The organism is Rhizobium sp. P43, from assembly GCF_056730705.1.
The window spans coordinates 1,515,596-1,532,423 of record NZ_CM161539.1; the positions used below are offsets into that span (position 1 = coordinate 1,515,596).

The 16,828-nt window shown below is 60.5% G+C and carries 15 protein-coding genes; 10 read left to right on the plus strand and 5 right to left on the minus strand.

Going from position 1 to position 16,828, the window contains the following annotated elements; all coding sequences use genetic code 11:
- The first annotated feature begins 7 nt into the window (after positions 1-7).
- Positions 8-2,929: an excinuclease ABC subunit UvrA gene (gene uvrA, locus AC1PUL_RS07500; protein ID WP_480467577.1), complete on the plus strand. Its 2,922-nt coding sequence runs from the start codon at positions 8-10 to the stop codon at positions 2,927-2,929.
- 11 nt (positions 2,930-2,940) lie between these two features.
- Here the strand turns inward: uvrA and AC1PUL_RS07505 are convergent, their stop codons facing one another.
- Positions 2,941-3,366: a type II toxin-antitoxin system VapC family toxin gene (locus AC1PUL_RS07505; protein ID WP_480467579.1), complete on the minus strand. Its 426-nt coding sequence runs from the start codon at positions 3,364-3,366 to the stop codon at positions 2,941-2,943.
- Positions 3,324-3,596 carry a type II toxin-antitoxin system Phd/YefM family antitoxin gene (locus AC1PUL_RS07510; protein ID WP_480467581.1) on the minus strand — a complete coding sequence of 91 codons (273 nt, stop codon included), beginning with the start codon at positions 3,594-3,596 and terminating at the stop codon, positions 3,324-3,326. The genes AC1PUL_RS07505 and AC1PUL_RS07510 overlap by 43 nt, the downstream gene beginning before the upstream one ends.
- A gap of 65 nt (positions 3,597-3,661) precedes the next feature.
- Between AC1PUL_RS07510 and AC1PUL_RS07515 the strand changes: the two genes are divergently transcribed.
- Both AC1PUL_RS07515 and AC1PUL_RS07520 read left to right on the plus strand, forming a co-directional pair.
- On the plus strand, positions 3,662-4,465 hold the full coding sequence (locus tag AC1PUL_RS07515) for a DUF72 domain-containing protein (protein WP_480467583.1): 804 nt from the start codon (positions 3,662-3,664) through the stop codon (positions 4,463-4,465).
- A gap of 151 nt (positions 4,466-4,616) precedes the next feature.
- Positions 4,617-6,278 (plus strand): Na/Pi cotransporter family protein, encoded by a 1,662-nt coding sequence (locus AC1PUL_RS07520; RefSeq protein ID WP_298465544.1) that lies wholly within the window; start codon positions 4,617-4,619, stop codon positions 6,276-6,278.
- Between the two features lie 16 nt (positions 6,279-6,294).
- Here the strand turns inward: AC1PUL_RS07520 and AC1PUL_RS07525 are convergent, their stop codons facing one another.
- Positions 6,295-7,785: an NAD(P)H-hydrate epimerase gene (locus tag AC1PUL_RS07525; protein WP_480467584.1), complete on the minus strand. Its 1,491-nt coding sequence runs from the start codon at positions 7,783-7,785 to the stop codon at positions 6,295-6,297.
- 351 nt (positions 7,786-8,136) lie between these two features.
- Here AC1PUL_RS07525 and AC1PUL_RS07530 point away from each other — a divergent pair, with 351 nt between their 5' ends.
- The 4 genes from AC1PUL_RS07530 (at position 8,137) to hspQ (ending at position 11,434) form a co-directional block, all read left to right on the plus strand.
- Positions 8,137-8,475: a P-II family nitrogen regulator gene (locus tag AC1PUL_RS07530; RefSeq protein WP_006727717.1), complete on the plus strand. Its 339-nt coding sequence runs from the start codon at positions 8,137-8,139 to the stop codon at positions 8,473-8,475.
- Between the two features lie 62 nt (positions 8,476-8,537).
- Positions 8,538-9,947: a type I glutamate--ammonia ligase gene (gene glnA / locus AC1PUL_RS07535; protein ID WP_480467587.1), complete on the plus strand. Its 1,410-nt coding sequence runs from the start codon at positions 8,538-8,540 to the stop codon at positions 9,945-9,947.
- Positions 9,948-10,096: 149 nt separating this feature from the next.
- On the plus strand, positions 10,097-11,017 hold the full coding sequence (locus AC1PUL_RS07540; RefSeq protein WP_480467588.1) for a DMT family transporter: 921 nt from the start codon (positions 10,097-10,099) through the stop codon (positions 11,015-11,017).
- An 87-nt stretch (positions 11,018-11,104) separates the two neighbouring features.
- On the plus strand, positions 11,105-11,434 hold the full coding sequence (hspQ, locus tag AC1PUL_RS07545) for a heat shock protein HspQ (RefSeq protein ID WP_162547893.1): 330 nt from the start codon (positions 11,105-11,107) through the stop codon (positions 11,432-11,434).
- Between the two features lie 79 nt (positions 11,435-11,513).
- Here hspQ and AC1PUL_RS07550 read toward each other — a convergent pair whose 3' ends face one another.
- Positions 11,514-12,146, minus strand: coding sequence for an invasion associated locus B family protein (locus AC1PUL_RS07550; RefSeq protein ID WP_480467589.1), 633 nt, complete (start codon positions 12,144-12,146; stop codon positions 11,514-11,516).
- 211 nt (positions 12,147-12,357) lie between these two features.
- Here AC1PUL_RS07550 and AC1PUL_RS07555 point away from each other — a divergent pair, with 211 nt between their 5' ends.
- From AC1PUL_RS07555 to AC1PUL_RS07565, 3 genes are all read left to right on the plus strand, one after another.
- Positions 12,358-14,223: an extracellular solute-binding protein gene (locus AC1PUL_RS07555; protein ID WP_480467591.1), complete on the plus strand. Its 1,866-nt coding sequence runs from the start codon at positions 12,358-12,360 to the stop codon at positions 14,221-14,223.
- A 98-nt stretch (positions 14,224-14,321) separates the two neighbouring features.
- Positions 14,322-14,993, plus strand: a complete 672-nt coding sequence (locus AC1PUL_RS07560) for a DsbA family oxidoreductase (protein ID WP_298465513.1) — start codon at positions 14,322-14,324, stop codon at positions 14,991-14,993.
- Between the two features lie 56 nt (positions 14,994-15,049).
- On the plus strand, positions 15,050-16,000 hold the full coding sequence (locus AC1PUL_RS07565; protein ID WP_298465511.1) for a DMT family transporter: 951 nt from the start codon (positions 15,050-15,052) through the stop codon (positions 15,998-16,000).
- Between the two features lie 10 nt (positions 16,001-16,010).
- On the opposite strand, the gene AC1PUL_RS07570 is transcribed toward AC1PUL_RS07565, so the two are convergent.
- Positions 16,011-16,724 (minus strand): DNA helicase, encoded by a 714-nt coding sequence (locus AC1PUL_RS07570; protein ID WP_298465508.1) that lies wholly within the window; start codon positions 16,722-16,724, stop codon positions 16,011-16,013.
- Between the last annotated feature and the right edge of the window lie 104 nt (positions 16,725-16,828).

A 16,828-nucleotide genomic window follows, 5' to 3' on the forward strand; every position in this document is an offset into this window, starting at 1 on the left:
GCCTGACATGAGCGAACTCAAGACCATTTCCATCCGTGGCGCGCGCGAGCACAATCTGAAGGGCATCGACCTCGATCTGCCGCGCAACAGCCTGATCGTGATGACCGGGCTCTCCGGCTCCGGCAAGTCGTCGCTTGCGTTCGATACGATCTATGCAGAGGGCCAGCGCCGCTATGTCGAAAGCCTCTCGGCCTATGCGCGGCAGTTCCTGGAAATGATGCAGAAGCCGGATGTCGACCAGATCGAGGGGCTATCGCCGGCGATCTCGATCGAGCAGAAGACGACCTCGCGCAATCCGCGCTCGACAGTCGGCACGGTCACCGAAATCTACGACTATATGCGTCTGCTGTTCGCGCGTGTCGGCGTGCCCTATTCGCCGGCGACGGGCCTTCCGATCGAGAGCCAGACGGTGAGCCAGATGGTCGACCGGATCCTGGCGCTGGAAGAAGGCACGCGCCTTTACGTCCTTGCGCCGATGATCCGCGGGCGAAAGGGCGAGTACAAGAAAGAACTCGCCGAACTGATGAAAAAAGGCTTCCAGCGCGTCAAGATCGACGGGCAGTTCTACGAAATCGCGGAAGCGCCGACGCTCGACAAGAAATACAAGCACGACATCGACGTGGTGGTCGACCGTGTGGTGGTCCGTCCGGACATCGCAAGCCGTCTCGCCGACAGTCTGGAGACCTGCCTGAGGCTCGCAGACGGGCTGGCGGTCGCCGAATTCGCCGACAAACCGCTGCCTGCAGAGGAGACCTCGGCCGGTGGTTCGGCCAACAAGTCGCTGAACGAGACGCATGAGCGCGTGCTGTTTTCGGAAAAGTTTGCCTGCCCGGTCTCCGGCTTCACCATTCCGGAGATCGAGCCGCGCCTCTTTTCCTTCAACAATCCGTTTGGCGCCTGCCCGACCTGCGATGGCCTTGGCTCGCAGCAGAAGATCGACGAGGCACTGATCGTACCGGAAGTGCATCGCAAGCTGAATGACGGGGCGATCGCGCCCTGGGCCAAGTCCAGCTCGCCCTATTACAACCAGACGCTTGAAGCGCTGGGCAAGGCCTTCGGCTTCAAGCTGACGAACAAGTGGTCGGAGCTTTCCGAGGCCGCGCAGAAGGCAATCCTGCACGGCACCGAGGAGAAGATCGACTTCCATTATGCCGATGGCGCGCGCTCCTACACCACGACCAAGACCTTCGAGGGCATTGTGCCGAACCTCGAGCGGCGCTGGAAGGAGACCGACAGTGCTTGGGCGCGCGAGGAGATCGAGCGCTTCATGTCGGCCGCCCCCTGCCCCGCCTGCAATGGTTTCCGCCTGAAGCCGGAGGCGCTGGCGGTGAAGATCAACGGGCTGCATATCGGTCAGGTGACCGACATGGCGATCCGTAATGCTGGCGCCTGGTTCGAAGACCTGCCGGGCAAGCTCACAGACAAGCAGAACGAGATCGCTGTCCGCATTCTCAAGGAGATCCGCGAGCGGCTTCGCTTCCTCAACGATGTCGGGCTCGACTATCTCTCGATGTCGCGCAATTCCGGCACGCTGTCGGGCGGCGAGAGCCAGCGTATTCGTCTGGCATCACAGATCGGCTCGGGTCTGACGGGCGTGCTCTACGTGCTGGACGAGCCGTCGATCGGCCTGCATCAGCGCGACAATGCGCGGCTCCTCGACACGCTCAAACACCTGCGTGACATCGGCAACACCGTGATCGTCGTCGAGCATGACGAGGATGCGATCCTGACGGCCGATTATGTCGTCGATATCGGCCCGGCGGCCGGCATTCATGGTGGCCAGGTGGTGGCCAAGGGCACGCCGCAGGAGATCATGGCCAACCCGAAGTCGCTGACCGGCAAGTACCTGACCGGCGAGATGGGCGTCAGTGTTCCGGCGCAGCGGCGCAAGCCGAAAAAGGGCCAGCAGATCAAGGTCGTCGGCGCCAAGGGCAACAATCTGAAGAATGTCACGGCCTCGATCCCGCTCGGCGTGTTCACGGCAGTCACCGGTGTTTCCGGCGGCGGCAAATCGACCTTCCTGATCGAAACGCTCTACAAGGCGGCCGCGCGGCGCATCATGGGTGCGCGCGAAAACCCTGCCGAGCATGAACGCATTGACGGGTTCGAATTCATCGACAAGGTGATCGATATCGACCAGTCGCCAATCGGCCGCACGCCGCGCTCAAATCCGGCAACCTATACCGGGGCTTTCACCCCGATCCGCGACTGGTTCACCGGCCTGCCGGAAGCCAAGGCGCGCGGCTATCAGGCAGGTCGCTTCTCGTTCAACGTCAAGGGTGGTCGTTGCGAAGCCTGCCAGGGCGATGGCGTGATCAAGATCGAGATGCACTTCCTGCCGGATGTCTATGTCACCTGCGATGTCTGCCACGGCAAGCGCTACAATCGCGAGACGCTCGACGTCACCTTCAAGGGCAAGTCGATCGCCGACGTTCTCGACATGACGGTCGAGGAAGGCGTCGAGTTCTTCCAGGCGGTGCCGGCGGTGCGCGACAAGCTGCAGGCGCTCTACAATGTCGGTCTCGGCTATATCAAGGTCGGCCAGCAGGCGAATACGCTGTCAGGCGGCGAGGCGCAGCGCGTCAAACTCGCCAAGGAACTGTCGAAGCGCTCGACGGGCCGCACGCTCTACATCCTCGACGAACCGACCACCGGCCTGCATTTCCACGATGTCGCCAAGCTTCTGGAAATGCTGCAGGAACTGGTCAATCAGGGCAACAGCGTGGTGGTCATCGAGCATAATCTCGAGGTCATCAAGACCGCCGATTACATTCTCGATTTCGGTCCGGAAGGTGGCGATGGCGGCGGCCAGATCGTCGCCGAGGGCACGCCGGAAGAGGTGGTGAAGGTCGAGGCTTCCTATACGGGGCAGTTCCTCAAGGAGTTGCTGCAGCGTCGGCCGGTGAAGAAGGTTCAGGCGGCGGAGTGATTTGCTGGAGGCTACCAGAGGCGTTGGATGCCAAAGGTGTCGAAGGCTGGATCGACCGAGATGATCGACAGAGAATCGAGCCGCACCTGCGCGGCCAGAATTCGATCGAACGGATCCTTGTGCGCGGACTGCATCTTGCCCGCGAGGATGGCGTGGGAGGCCGTCACCGGGAGCTTTTCGAAGCCCGCTTCTGCGACAACGAGTTCGAAGTTCTCGATGATTTCGCGCGCCATGTCGAGTTTGCCGATGCGGAACTTGTTCGAGATTTCGTAGGCTGTCACGGAGCTCACGTAGCGGCGTTCATTCGCGTTTTCGATGGCCGATCTGGCTGGTTGACTTAAGCGTGGATCTGCGGTGAGCCACCAGAGAAACGCATGAGTATCAAGGAGAAAGCTCATTCGCCGTTGTCGCCCGGAAATGAGTATTTGCCCTCCCATTCCGCGAGCTCGTCATCGGACATAGGCTCAAGAAACAGATTGGCCGGAAGCGTGGCGCGTAGATGCGCGAAGCGACCATAACCGCGTACGGGCTGCTGCTTCGGTTCGAACGGCACCAGTTTCGCAATCGGCTCGTCGCCGCGCGCGATGACGATCTCCTCGCCAGCTTCGACGCGGGCGAGAAGTTTGGAGAGTTCCGTCTTGGCCTTGTGGATAGTGACGACCGTCATCGCTCGCTCCTGGGCTGCAATTCATATTAGCTAATTGCCTAGCTAACTTCAATGGGAGGCATTTCGTGACCAAATCAGGCACTATTCGCACGGGGATCGGTGGTTGGACCTTCGATCCCTGGGACGACGGTTTTTATCCCGGTGATCTACCAAAGAAGCGGCAGCTCGAATATGCCAGCCGGCAGCTGACGGCGATTGAAGTGAACGGCACCTATTATTCCAGCCAGAAGCCGGCAACCTTTGCCAAATGGGCCTCGGACGTGCCGGAGGGTTTCGTCTTTTCGCTAAAGGCCAGCCGGTTCTGCACCAACAGGAAGGTGCTCGCCGAGGCCGGACCCTCGATCGACAAGTTCGTCAATCAGGGCATTGCCGAACTGGGCGACCATCTGGGGCCGATCCTCTGGCAATTCATGGGCACGAAGAAGTTCGAGCCGCAGGATTTCGAGGCCTTCCTGGAGCTCCTGCCGAAATCGCTGGAAGGCCGGCCGCTGACCCATGTGGTCGAGCCGCGCCATGAGAGCTTTCAGGTGCCGGAATTCATCGCGATGCTGCGCCGTCACGGCGTGGCGGCGGTCTGCGCCGATCACCAGGATTATCCGATGTTTGCCGATCCGACCGCGGATTTCATCTATGCCCGGCTGCAGAGGGGAACGGATGAGACCGAGACCTGCTATTCACTGGAAGAGCTTGATCAATGGGCCGGGCGGTTGAAGACCTATGCCAGCGGCAAGGTTCCAGAGGACCTGTCTCTGATCGCCAAGGACATGCCGGCTGAGGTTAGGCCGCGCAATGTCTTCGCCTTCTTCATCACCGGCGGCAAGGTGAACGCGCCGCGCGGGGCGATGGCGCTCAAGACGCGGATTGGCTGAGCAGGGCAACACGACTGACCGTCATCAATTTGTGACAATGGCGAATCTGGACTAGGCTCGGTCGCAGAGTCGCGGGCCTGCCCGCGATCTGGACCGGCATGCTTCCCCCTTTGGACGTGCACGTCCAGTCACTGAGGAATTGGGGCACTTCATGTCGGGCATTGCCGTTTTCATTCATCTCGCCGGAGCCGTGGCGCTGTTGCTCTGGGCGACCCGCATGGTGCGAACCGGCATTGAACGGGCCTATGGCGGCGTGTTGAAGGACAAGCTCCGGCATGCCGTGGGCAACCGCCTGTCCGCGGCCTTTGCCGGTTTCCTGTTTGCTGTCGCGCTGCAGAGCGCGACAGCCGTCGCCCTGATCGTCTCCTCCTTTTCTGCGGCGGGTTACGTTGCGCCGGCCATCGGGGTTGCCACGCTGCTTGGCGCCGATTTCGGCTCTGCCTTCGTCGTGCGCATCCTGCGCTATGATCTTTCGCTTCTCGTGCCCGTCCTGCTGCTCGCAGGCACGGTTGCCTTCCGGGCGTCGGAAGCGCGCGGCTGGCGGCAGATCGGGCGCATTCTCTTTGGCCTCGGCCTGCTCCTCTTGTCGCTGCGACTGATCGGCGAGGCTTCGGAGCCGCTGCGGGAGAGCCGCATCCTGCCGATACTGTTCAACTATCTGGCCAGCGACTGGATCAGCGCCTTTGCGCTTGCCGCTTTGCTCGCCTGGGCCTTCCATTCGAGTGTCGCCGCAGTGCTGCTGGTCGCCTCGCTCGCCGACAAACATCTGCTTCCTGACGCGCTGATCATCCCGCTTGTTCTCGGTATCAATTTCGGTGCGGCGATCATCGCTGCCTTGCTGACCAAGAATGCCGAACCGAACGCGCGGATCGTGCCGCTTGGCAATGTCGTCATTCGCGGTCTTATGACGCTGATTGCGCTTGCGGCGCAGTTTGTCTTTGCGCTCAGCCCCGCCGTTTTCGCCAGCCATCCGGGAGACGCGGTTGTCATGGTGCATCTGGCAATGAACGGCGCCGTGCTGGTTCTCGGGCTTCCCTTCGCCGGGCTCGTGGCCAATCTTCTGGCACGGTTTCTGGCGCGCAGCGGCGACAGAGCCGCGAATGACGACCGGCTGTCGGCGCTCAATGTCACCGATCTGGCCAACCCGCAGCAGGCGATCTCGAACGCGACGCGCGAAGTGCTTGCGGTGTGCGACAAGACCGAAGTCATGCTCAACGGGATCTTCGATCTCTTCGAGCATTGGGATCCGAAGAAGATGGAGCGGATTGCGGCGCTCGACGACCAGATCGACACGATCCATCGCGACATCAAGTTCTATCTCGCCCGGATTTCCGAGACCGCGCTTGACCAGACTTCGGCTGCGCAATGCCAGAACCTGCTTGGCGCCACCATCAAGATCGAGCAGGCGGCCGACATCATTTCGCAAAACATGCTGACGCGTGCGCGAAAGAAGAAAGAACGCAATGTCGCCTTCTCGGCGGAGGGCTGGGCGGAGCTCTGCGCCATGCATAACGAGGTGGTGCAGAATGCCCATCTCGCCTTCAATCTGCTTGTCACGCGCGATCTCGAACATGCCCGCCAGCTGGTCGCTCGCAAGGAGGCGATCCGCAACCTCGTCAAGACCAGCGAGGAAAGCCATCTGCAGAGGCTGCGCCAGGGCAATGCGGCCAGCTTCGAATCGAGTTCGCTGCATATCGACACGATGCGGGATCTGAAGGAGATCAACTCGCTTTTCGTTTCGATCGCCTATCCGCTGCTCGAAGGTGAAGGTCTGTTGCGGCGCAGCCGTCTCGTCCAGCCGGCAGAGCTGTAGTCGCGTTTCGAACCAATCAGTCGGGAAGGATATGGCGGACCAGAGTTTCCGCAGTCAGAGCGCGGCCGACACGCAGGCCCGCTTGCGCGTGTTGATGGACGCCGGCGCAGGCGGCCTCGAAGGCCGGCAGGCCGTTCGCCAATCGCGCGCCGATGATGCCGGCGAGCACATCGCCGGATCCGGCCGTCGCAAGGGTCGGCGGCGCCGTCTCCTCGATGGCGGCGCGTCCATCGGGTGCGGCAATGACCGTGTCTGCGCCCTTGTAGACGACGATGCCGCCCAGGGCTGATGCAGCCATCAGGGCTTTCTCGACCTTGCCTATCCGTGTATCGGCAGCGATATCGGGAAACAGCCGCGAAAATTCCCCCTCATGCGGGGTCACGACCAATCTTGGATCGCCTTTGCCGAATGCTTCTTTCAGCTCCCCGGCGCTCGCCTTGAAGGCGGAGATGCCATCGGCATCAAGCACGAGGCGGCGTCCGGCCTCGCCGATCATCAGGATGAATGCCCTCGCCCGATCGAGATCGCCAAAGGCAGGCCCGAGCACATAGGTGCTGCGGCGGGTGTCCGAGAGCCAGGCGGACAGATCTCCTGCTGTATCCATGCGCGTCAACATCACCGCGGTCAGGTGGGCGGCGTTGACCGAGAGCGCCGTTGCGGGAGAGGCAAGCGTCACGAGGCCGGCACCTGCAATCAGCCCCGCTTCGGCTGACAGTCTGGCGGCGCCGGTTGCCGTTTCCGGCCCCGACAAGACTGTCAGGTGGCCGCAGCTGTACTTGTGGTCTTCGGCGAGCGCCCGGCGGGCCTTGCCGGCCCAGACCTGCGGGCCGTTAATGCGGAGCCCCCCGGCTTCGGTTTCGACAATCCGCGAGGGAATCCCGATGTCGAAAACCTCAAGCGAACCGCAATACATGCGCCCCGGCAGAAGCACGTGCCCGGGTTTGCGGGCCATGAAGGTCACGGTGTGCTCGGCCTTAAAGGCATCCCCTCTGACAGCGCCGGTCTGGCCATCGATACCCGAGGGCAGGTCGACGGCGAGCACCGGAAGGTTCTGTTCCCGGACGCGACGGATGACGCCTTGCGCCTCGTCGGGCAGACCCCGGCTCAGACCAGCACCGAAGAGGGCGTCGATCACGAGATCGCCCTTTGCCGGGGTATACCGCTCGATTGGGAGAACCGGAACCGCGCAGGCGGTCTGCGCGCGAGCGGCGTCTCCCTTCAAGGCGGAAACCTGCGCCAAGCTGAAAAGGGCGACATGGCAGCCGGATCGGGCAAGGGCTGAGGCTGCGACATATCCATCGCCACCATTGTTGCCCGGACCACAGAGGACAACGAAGCGCAGCGCGCCTGGAAACAGGTGAAGGGCGGCTGCGGCCACCGCCTCCCCTGCCCGCAGCATCAACCCAAAGCTGTCGAGGCCGGAACGCGCCGCAGCGGCATCGACACGGGCCATGGCTTCCGGTGTCAAAAGAAACTCGGGATTTGAAGATCTGCTATGGCGGGTCATGGCCTCACGTTAGAGCACAATCCACGCCTTGCGCAACGCCGCACGTTTTTAGGCAGACATGTATGCATATTTTCTATGCATTTGCCTATTTTTAGCGCCGCCACATTCGAGATTGTGCAAGAAGCACAGGCGTTTAGCGCTGCGCCCGTTCACGAAAAAAGATTGGCCAAAATCGATATTTTGAACAAATCGGGCTGGCTTTTCCGGACATTTTGCTGGAGATTTGCCTTGTCGGACGGAGGAGGAACCGGTTTTCGCGGTATTTTTGCGAAAAACTGGCACATTCCCTGCATTCAGCCCGGCGGGCGGGGCTCATCCTGCTTTACTGAGGAAGCGGAGAGAAATTTTCTCATGAAAAAGATCGAAGCGATCATCAAGCCTTTCAAGCTCGACGAAGTGAAGGAAGCCCTTCAGGAAGTCGGATTGCAGGGTATCACCGTGACGGAAGCCAAGGGCTTCGGTCGCCAGAAGGGCCATACAGAGCTCTATCGCGGCGCCGAATATGTCGTGGACTTCCTGCCGAAGGTGAAGGTCGAAGTTGTACTGGCCGATGAAAACGTGGAAGCCGTCATCGACGCCATCCGCAATGCTGCCCAGACGGGCCGCATCGGCGACGGCAAAATCTTCGTTTCGAACGTCGAAGAAGTCGTCCGTATTCGTACCGGCGAGACAGGTATCGACGCCATCTAATCGGACCCGACACCTAGGGAGGTCGGGTTTAAATCGTCAGCTCACGCGAGGAACATAAAAATATGACGACCGCAAACGATATTCTGAAACAGATCAAGGACAACGATATCAAGTTCGTCGACCTGCGCTTCACCGATCCCAAGGGTAAGCTGCAGCATGTCACGATGGACGTGGCATGCGTTGACGAAGACATGTTCGCCGATGGCGTCATGTTCGACGGCTCCTCGATCGCCGGCTGGAAGGCCATCAACGAGTCCGACATGGTGCTGATGCCGGATCCGGCCACCGTGCACATGGACCCCTTCTTCGCCCAATCGACGATGGTCATCCTCTGCGACATCCTCGACCCGGTTTCCGGCGAAGCCTATAACCGCGACCCGCGCGGCACCGCCAAGAAGGCCGAAGCCTATCTCAAGGCATCGGGCATCGGCGATACGATCTTCGTCGGTCCGGAAGCCGAATTCTTCGTGTTCGACGACGTCAAGTACAAGGCCGACCCGTACAACACCGGCTTCAAGCTCGACTCGACCGAACTGCCGTCGAACGACGACACCGATTATGAAACCGGGAACCTCGGCCACCGTCCGCGCGTCAAGGGCGGCTATTTCCCGGTTCCGCCGATCGACAGCCTGCAGGACATGCGCTCCGAAATGCTGACGGTTCTAGGCGAAATGGGCGTCGTCGTCGAAAAGCATCACCACGAAGTGGCGGCTGCCCAGCACGAGCTTGGCATCAAGTTCGACGCGCTGGTGCGCAATGCCGACAAGATGCAGATCTACAAGTATGTCGTGCATCAGGTCGCCAATGCCTATGGCAAGACCGCGACCTTCATGCCGAAGCCGATCTTCGGCGACAACGGCTCGGGCATGCATGTGCATATGTCGATCTGGAAGGACGGCAAGCCGACCTTCGCTGGCGACGAATATGCAGGTCTCTCGGAAAGCTGCCTGTTCTTCATCGGCGGCATCATCAAGCATGCCAAGTCGATCAACGCCTTCTCCAACCCGTCGACCAACTCATACAAGCGTCTGGTCCCGGGTTATGAAGCACCGGTTCTGCTCGCCTACTCGGCCCGCAACCGTTCGGCTTCGTGCCGCATTCCTTTCGGCTCCAACCCGAAGGCCAAGCGCGTCGAAGTCCGCTTCCCGGATCCGACCGCGAACCCCTACCTCGCTTTCGCTGCCATGCTGATGGCCGGTCTCGACGGCATCAAGAACAAGATCCATCCTGGCAAGGCCATGGACAAGGATCTCTACGATCTGCCGCCGAAGGAACTGAAGAAGATCCCGACGGTCTGCGGCAGCTTGCGCGAAGCGCTCGAAAACCTGGACAAGGATCGCAAGTATCTGACCGCCGGCGGCGTCTTCGATGACGACCAGATCGATTCGTTCATCGAACTGAAGATGCAGGAAGTCATGCGCTTCGAAATGACCCCGCATCCGGTCGAATTCGACATGTACTACTCGGCCTGATTACCAGGGCTTCCAAGACCGGCGCCGGTGGAGAGATCCACCGGCGCTTTTCGTTGCGGGTCGTACTGTTTCGACGGAATGGCGCTTTCGCGAAGCGCTGCGGCACGGTAGCACTGAATTCCAGTTTCCAAGCTCGGTCAGAATTCTCCATGCCAGATTCATCCAAGACATCCGACCCGCGCCTCTATGACTGGCTGTTGTTTCTTTTGGCGCCGCTCTTCTTTTCATCGAACCTGATTTTCGGCCGGGGAATCACCGGCGAGGTGGGGCCGTTCACCACGGCACTGCTGCGCTGGGTGGGGGCTGCCCTTCTGATGTCGCCTTTCATCTGGCGGGAGCGCGAGGCATGCCTTTCCTTTGTCCGGCAGCATACGGCGCTCTGGCTGACACTCGGCATTTTGGGCATGGGCATTTGCGGCGGGGTCGTCTACTGGGCGCTGACGCTGACGACCGCCTCGAACGCGACCCTGATCTACACGACCTCGTCGCTGTTCATCATCCTGTTCCAGTGGCTGTTCCAGAAACGGGCGATCACGCGGCGCGAACTTTTCGGCATGATCATCGCATTTGCCGGTGTCGTTGCCATCGTGTTGAAGGGGCATCCCGAAGCTCTGCTCGATCTCACCTTCAATATCGGAGATCTGGCGATCCTCGTTGCTGCCATTGCGTTTGCAGCCTATTCGCTGCTGCTCCGGCGCCCATCGGTGCGGGAAATGCCGCCATTGCCGCTGTTTGCCCTGCTGGCGCTGTCGGGAGCGATCGTGCTCGTGCCGCCGGGGGTAATCGAAATGGCCTCCGGAGCCCCCCTGCCCGACACGCTCATGGAGTTTGCCAAGCTTGGCGGGATCATTCTCTTTGCCTCGCTTGCCGCCTTCTACTGTTTCCAGCATGCCGTCCAGGTCTTCGGAGCGGGGATTGCGGGTATGACGCTCTATCTGATGCCGCCGATGTCGATCGTGATGGCCGTCATCTTTCTTGGCGAGCGCTTCGAAAGCTATCATGCCGTCGGCATCGTGCTGGTCACGGGCGGTCTTGTTCTGGCGACGGCACCGGCGCGAAAGACGGGCTAGGGGTGACAGGCTGCCGCGCTGTCACACACCATCCCTTGATTTTGCCGGGCTTTCTTCCCAAATATGACAGGGAAAGGAAGTCATACCATGAAACAACGAAGCGCTAAATTTGGTATCGGGGACGTCGTACGGCACAAGTTCTTTCCGTTCCGCGGCGTAATCTTCGATGTTGATCCGGAATTCGCGAATTCCGAGGAGTGGTGGAACGCAATTCCCGCCGAAGTCCGGCCGCACAAGGACCAGCCCTTCTATCATCTGCTGGCTGAGAATGCGGAGACGGAATATGTGGCCTATGTGTCCGAGCAGAACCTGGAACGTGATCAGAGCGACCAGCCGCTGCGCAATCCGCAGATCCAGCAGATCTTCGTGATGGAGCAGGCCGGCCGTTACAAGCCGAAGATGAACTTCGCCCACTGACCTCCATCCGATGCCCTTAAACGAAAGAAGCCCGCGTCATCGACGCGGGCTTCTTGCATTTCATGCTGACGTCAGCCGATCAGTTGCCCTGCTTGGCAGCGTTCTGAGCGTCGGTGATCGCCTTTGTGCGTTCTTCCTGCTTCTTCTGCATGGCTTCCTGCAGCAGGCGCTGGCGCTCTTCGGCCTGCGACTGCGAGATGGCTTCGCCTTCAAAGGCGCCAGTAAAGCCGGTCAGCGGGATCTTGATCGGGTTCGGCGCACGGCGGAAGTTGATCGATGTGAAGACCACTTCGCCACCCTTCTTCAGGCTGTCGATGATGGCGTCGGTCAGCGGGATTTCAGCCGTGCAGCGGTCGGGCAGGCAGACGGCGTAATCGAGCTTGGTGCCCTTGCCGCCATCGATCTGCATCATGACACCCGGCGGGATCAGGCGCGCCGAGGGAACCGTGACCTGCAGAAGCTTGCGGTTGACCTTGCCTTCGACCGTGATCAGGCCAACGGCGGTGATCAGCTGGCCATTGGCCGCGACGAGCTGGTTCTGGACCACGCAGACGTCGGACTCTTCCTGCTTGGCGCAGGTCTTGAACCATCTTGCGTCGGTGGGGGCCGCAGCATCCTGGGCCTGCGCAACAACCGGCATGGCCGTGGCGGCAAAGGACAGTGCGAGTGCAGACACAGCCGTCCGCGTTGCGTTGGTAAGTTTGAACATCATACGTATTCCGTCTCCTGAAAACCCCTGTCGCGCGGACTTGCCTGCCGCGTCATTCGCCGGTCTTGCCTGCCCTCACCTGTCGTTCAAATGAGGCAAATACATGACCCGGCGTTCCGGCTCACCTGTTACATTGCAGCGGCTGGAATATCCAGCATTTCTTTGATGCCGGCGACTCAACATCCTTTGCATCTCACCCGCTTGTGTTGGTTTTATGGTGATTGTGGTAGCGTCCCGGCTTATTCGAGATTCTATTCCCTGGAGGATTACTGCCTTGCGCCGTTTGTTGTTCAGTCTTCTCTTGCTACCACTCGCCACTGTTGCCCAGGCAGAGCCCGTCCATGGCATTTCCATGCATGGCGAGCCGGCACTTAGCGCTGACTACACGCATTTTCCCTATGTGAATCCAGAGGTTAAAAAGGGCGGCAAGGTCAATTACGGCGTTGTCGGCACCTACGACGCCCTCAATCCCTTTGTTCTGAAGGGCATGCGCACCACGGCGCGCGGCGTCTGGGATCCGGAATTCGGCAATCTGCTCTATGAGCCGCTGATGACGCGCTCGGCAGACGAGCCCTTTTCGCTCTATGGCCTGCTGGCCGAAAGCGTCGAATGGGACGCGGACCGCACCTTTGTGCAGTTTAACCTTAATCCCAGGGCACGTTGGCATGACGGCAAGCCCGTCACTCCCGAAGATGTGATCTTCACCTTCGAATTGCTGCGCGACAAGGGCCGTCCCCCGTTCAATGGTCGGCTCAATGCCGTCGCCAAGATGGAGAAGGTCGGCGACAACGGCATCAAGTTCACCTTCAACGAAAAGGCCAATCGCGAGACACCACTGATCTTTGCGCTGTCGACCCCGATCCTGCCGAAGCATGCGATCGATCCGGCGACCTTCGATCAGGGCGGGCTTGCCATTCCGGTCGGTTCGGGCCCCTACAAGATCAAGGAGCTGAAGCCCGGCGAGAAGATCACCTGGGCGCGCGACCCTGACTATTGGGGCAAGGACATTCCGGCGAAGGTCGGTTTCGACAATTACGATGAGATCACAGTCACCTACTTCCTGCAGGAAGCGACCCTGTTCGAGGCCTTCAAGAAGGGTGAGATCGACATCTATCCGGATGGCGACGCCAATCACTGGGGGCGCGCCTATGACTTCCCGGCCGCGAAGAACGGCGACGTCGTGAAGGAGGCGTTCACGACGGGCCTGCCCACGGGCATGCTGGGCTTCGTGTTCAACACCCGTCGTCCGATCTTTGCCGACGTCAAGGTGCGCGAGGCGATCAGCACCGCCTTCGACTTCGAATCGATGAACAAGACGCTGTTCGGCAACGCCTTTACCCGCACGCAGAGCTACTGGCAGAACTCCAAACTTGGGGCCTTCGGCAACGCTGCCGATGAAAAGGAACTGGCCCTGCTCGGTCCCGCCAAGGACCGGCTTTCACCGGAAATCCTTGCCGGCACCTATACGCAGTCTGCGACCGATGGCTCGGGCGGCGACCGCAAGGCACTTGCGCAGGCGGTCAAGCTTTTCGGCGAGGCCGGCTACAAGATCCAGGGCGGCAAGATGGTGGATGCGTCCGGCAAGCAGCTCGCCTTCGAAGTGATGACGCAGAACGAGGGCCAGGAAAAAATGGCGCTCGCCTTTCAGCGGACGCTGAAGCTGATCGGCGTCGAGATGGCGATCCGCACGGTCGACGATGCCCAGTATCAGGCGCGGTCGAACAGCTTCGACTACGATATGATCATCAAGTCCTATACCTCCTCGCTCTCGCCGGGTGCCGAGCAGGTCAATCGCTGGGGTTCCGAATCGAAGGATGCCCAGGGCAGCTTCAACTATGCAGGCGTGGCCGATCCCGACATCGACCGGATGATCGAGGCACTGCTGCAGGCGCGCGATCCCGCCGATTTCCAGGCCGCTGTGCGTGCCTATGACCGTCTGCTGGTCGCCGGTCACTATGTCGTGCCGCTCTATCATATCGGTGAGCAATGGGTGGCGCGCTGGAAGCATATCGGACGGCCCGAAACGGCGCCGCTCTATGGCTACCAGCGGCCGACCTGGTTCGACGCGCGGGTGCAATAAGACATCAACCGTTTGACGCTGTGTTTTCGGGCCGGAGCTTGTCTCCGGCCCGCTTTGCTTTAAGGACGAGCCATCACACGGCCAGAAAGGACTGTAACATGGACCGCATCACCATCGACCTCGTATCGGACGTGGTCTGCCCCTGGTGTTATCTCGGCAAGGCGCGGCTGGAGCTCGCGATCGCCGAAGTGCAGGATGAGGTGAGTGTCGATATCAACTGGCGGCCCTATCAGCTCAATCCCGACTATCCGCCTGAGGGTGTCGACCAGCAGGTGGAACTGGCCAAGAAGCTCGGCGGCAAGGACAGGATGGACCAGGCGCATGCCCATCTGAAGTCGCTCGGTGCCGAGGTCGGCATCGCCTTCGACTTCGACGCCATCAAGATCGGCCCGAACACACTCGATGCGCACCGGCTCATTCACTGGGCGGGACAGGAAAGCCGCGAAACCCAAGGCCGTGTCGTCGATCTTCTGTTCAAGGCGAATTTCGAGCAGGGCCGCAACATCGGCGATCCGGCCGTGCTTCTCGACATCGCGACAGAAGCCGGGCTTTCGCGCCCCGTGATCGAATCGCTGCTCTCAGGCGATGCCGACGTGAAGCACGTGCTGTCGGAAGTCGATGCGGCCAAGCAGATGGGCGTGAACGGCGTTCCCTTCTTCATCTTCGATCAGCAATATGCGGTCAGCGGCGCCCAGCCGCCGGCAGAGCTTGCCAATGCGCTGCGCGAAATTGCCAAGGCGAAGGCCGAAGCTCTCCGCAATCTGAATTGACGGTTATGCCGAACACCCTTATCCCGGTGAGGTAACTCCTCCCCGGGATCGCCACCTTGTCCGCTGACACCACCTTCAAAGGCATCCTCCTCGCCTTCATCTGCTTTGCTGCCTATTCCTTCAGCGATGCTGCCGTAAAGCTCGTCGAGGGCCGCGTGCCGGCTTTCGAGGCTGGCTTCATCGGCAGTCTCTTCGGTTTTCTCGCCATACCCTTCCTGATGAAGCGCGGCGATCGCTATACGGATCTGGTGCGCAGCACCAACTGGCCGCTCTGGTGGCTGCGCTTCGTCTGCGCCACGGTCGGTACCGTCGGCAGCATCATTGCCTTTACCCGGCTGTCGATGGCCGAAGCCTTCTGCCTGATCTTCCTGCTGCCCTCCTTTGCCACGATCATGTCGGTGATCTTCCTCAAGGAACAGGTCGGCATGAAGCGCTGGGCCGCCGTTGTCATAGGCTTCATGGGCGTTCTCGTGGTTCTGCGCCCCGGTTTCCGCGAACTGGAGATCGGGCATCTCGCGGCCTTGATTTCGGGCTTTGCCGGCGGCGTGTCGATCGTCATCTACCGGGCGATCGGGCCGCAGGAAAAGAACATCTCGCTCTACGGCGCGGGCCTTCTCGGAAACGTCATCCTCTGCGGCGCGCTGTCACTTCCCGACTTCCATATGCCGTCGGCCTATGACATGGGCCTTCTCGCCGCCTTCGGCATCCTGGCTGCGGTCGGCAACATCTTCATGATGCTCGCCTCCTTCTATGCGCCAGCGGCAATCGTCGGGCCGATCCAGTACAGTCAGATGCTCTGGGCCATCCTGCTCGGCTATCTCGTCTTCGGCGACAAGGTCGATTGGCCGATGGGTATCGGCATCGCGCTGATCGTCGGGTCGGGGCTTTTGACGCTGATCCGCGAGCGCAAGCGCGACACGCCGCTTCCGCCGCCGGTGGCCGGCAAGACGGATGCGGCGCTGGCAATCAAGCCGGAGGATGGCGAAGCGCGCCGGGAGAGTACCTGACTACTCGCTGTCAGGCTGCTTCGGCCTCGCCGATCACTCCACCGTTCAAGAAGATGAAACGATCGAACAGTGAGAGATCAAGCGGGTTGGGAAGACGGATATGGGCATGGCCGGGTAGGCCTCCCTGCTCCGCATCAAAGCGTCGATCGACCTGGGAGATGAAGATCATCACGAACCCATTCGCCTTCGCGTTGGCGCGCACCTGGCGAACCTGATGCTCGAGATCCGGAGTTTCCCGTCGCTCGTTGAGCATCTGAAGGTAATCGATCACCGCCACAGTCCCGCGCGGCATGCCGTTCATTGAGGCGATGATGTAATCGGCATCGATGCGATCGGAATCATGAAGCTGGAATAGCCCGTCGAATTTTGACGGCGTCGCATCAAGCCGATGCATGCGCTCTAGGACTTCGCGTTCGGTATAGGCCAAGGTAAAAAACAGGCCGTGCTGACCTTTGCGCATGGCGTCTATGAGGATCTGCAGAGTAAGCAGCGTCTTGCCCTGCCCTGGTCGCGCAGCAACCAGCACCAGTTCACCAGCTTGCAAATCCCGATAGTCCATCCGGTTGGATGTTGCGGCGCTGCGTCTTTCTGCAAGCAGGCTCCAGCTGGGAAAACCCTGTTCGCGGGCGACCTCGTTAAGTGCTGCCGCCAGCGGAATGCCCTGCCGCCTGCTTATGAGACGTGCCTTGCGCTTCAAATAAAATAACGGAGTGGTTTGCGTCATCGTGTTACCTCTGATGACGGGCAGAAATCGCAACCCCTCCTCATGCCGCGCCCGAATCTTCGGTTCGGATGTCAATCAACGCCCAGCATGAAAAATGCTTTCCC

Coding starts and splice junctions, on each gene's coding strand:
- AC1PUL_RS07530 (WP_006727717.1), top strand. CDS start 8,137: ATGAAAAAGATCGAAGCGATCATCAAGCCTTTCAAGCTCGACGAAGTG.
- AC1PUL_RS07550 (WP_480467589.1), bottom strand. CDS start 12,146: ATGATGTTCAAACTTACCAACGCAACGCGGACGGCTGTGTCTGCACTC.
- uvrA (WP_480467577.1), top strand. CDS start 8: ATGAGCGAACTCAAGACCATTTCCATCCGTGGCGCGCGCGAGCACAAT.
- AC1PUL_RS07510 (WP_480467581.1), bottom strand. CDS start 3,596: ATGACGGTCGTCACTATCCACAAGGCCAAGACGGAACTCTCCAAACTT.
- AC1PUL_RS07555 (WP_480467591.1), top strand. CDS start 12,358: ATGGTGATTGTGGTAGCGTCCCGGCTTATTCGAGATTCTATTCCCTGG.
- AC1PUL_RS07525 (WP_480467584.1), bottom strand. CDS start 7,785: ATGACCCGCCATAGCAGATCTTCAAATCCCGAGTTTCTTTTGACACCG.
- AC1PUL_RS07505 (WP_480467579.1), bottom strand. CDS start 3,366: ATGGGAGGGCAAATACTCATTTCCGGGCGACAACGGCGAATGAGCTTT.
- AC1PUL_RS07570 (WP_298465508.1), bottom strand. CDS start 16,724: ATGACGCAAACCACTCCGTTATTTTATTTGAAGCGCAAGGCACGTCTC.
- AC1PUL_RS07520 (WP_298465544.1), top strand. CDS start 4,617: ATGTCGGGCATTGCCGTTTTCATTCATCTCGCCGGAGCCGTGGCGCTG.
- AC1PUL_RS07540 (WP_480467588.1), top strand. CDS start 10,097: ATGCCAGATTCATCCAAGACATCCGACCCGCGCCTCTATGACTGGCTG.
- hspQ (WP_162547893.1), top strand. CDS start 11,105: ATGAAACAACGAAGCGCTAAATTTGGTATCGGGGACGTCGTACGGCAC.
- glnA (WP_480467587.1), top strand. CDS start 8,538: ATGACGACCGCAAACGATATTCTGAAACAGATCAAGGACAACGATATC.
- AC1PUL_RS07560 (WP_298465513.1), top strand. CDS start 14,322: ATGGACCGCATCACCATCGACCTCGTATCGGACGTGGTCTGCCCCTGG.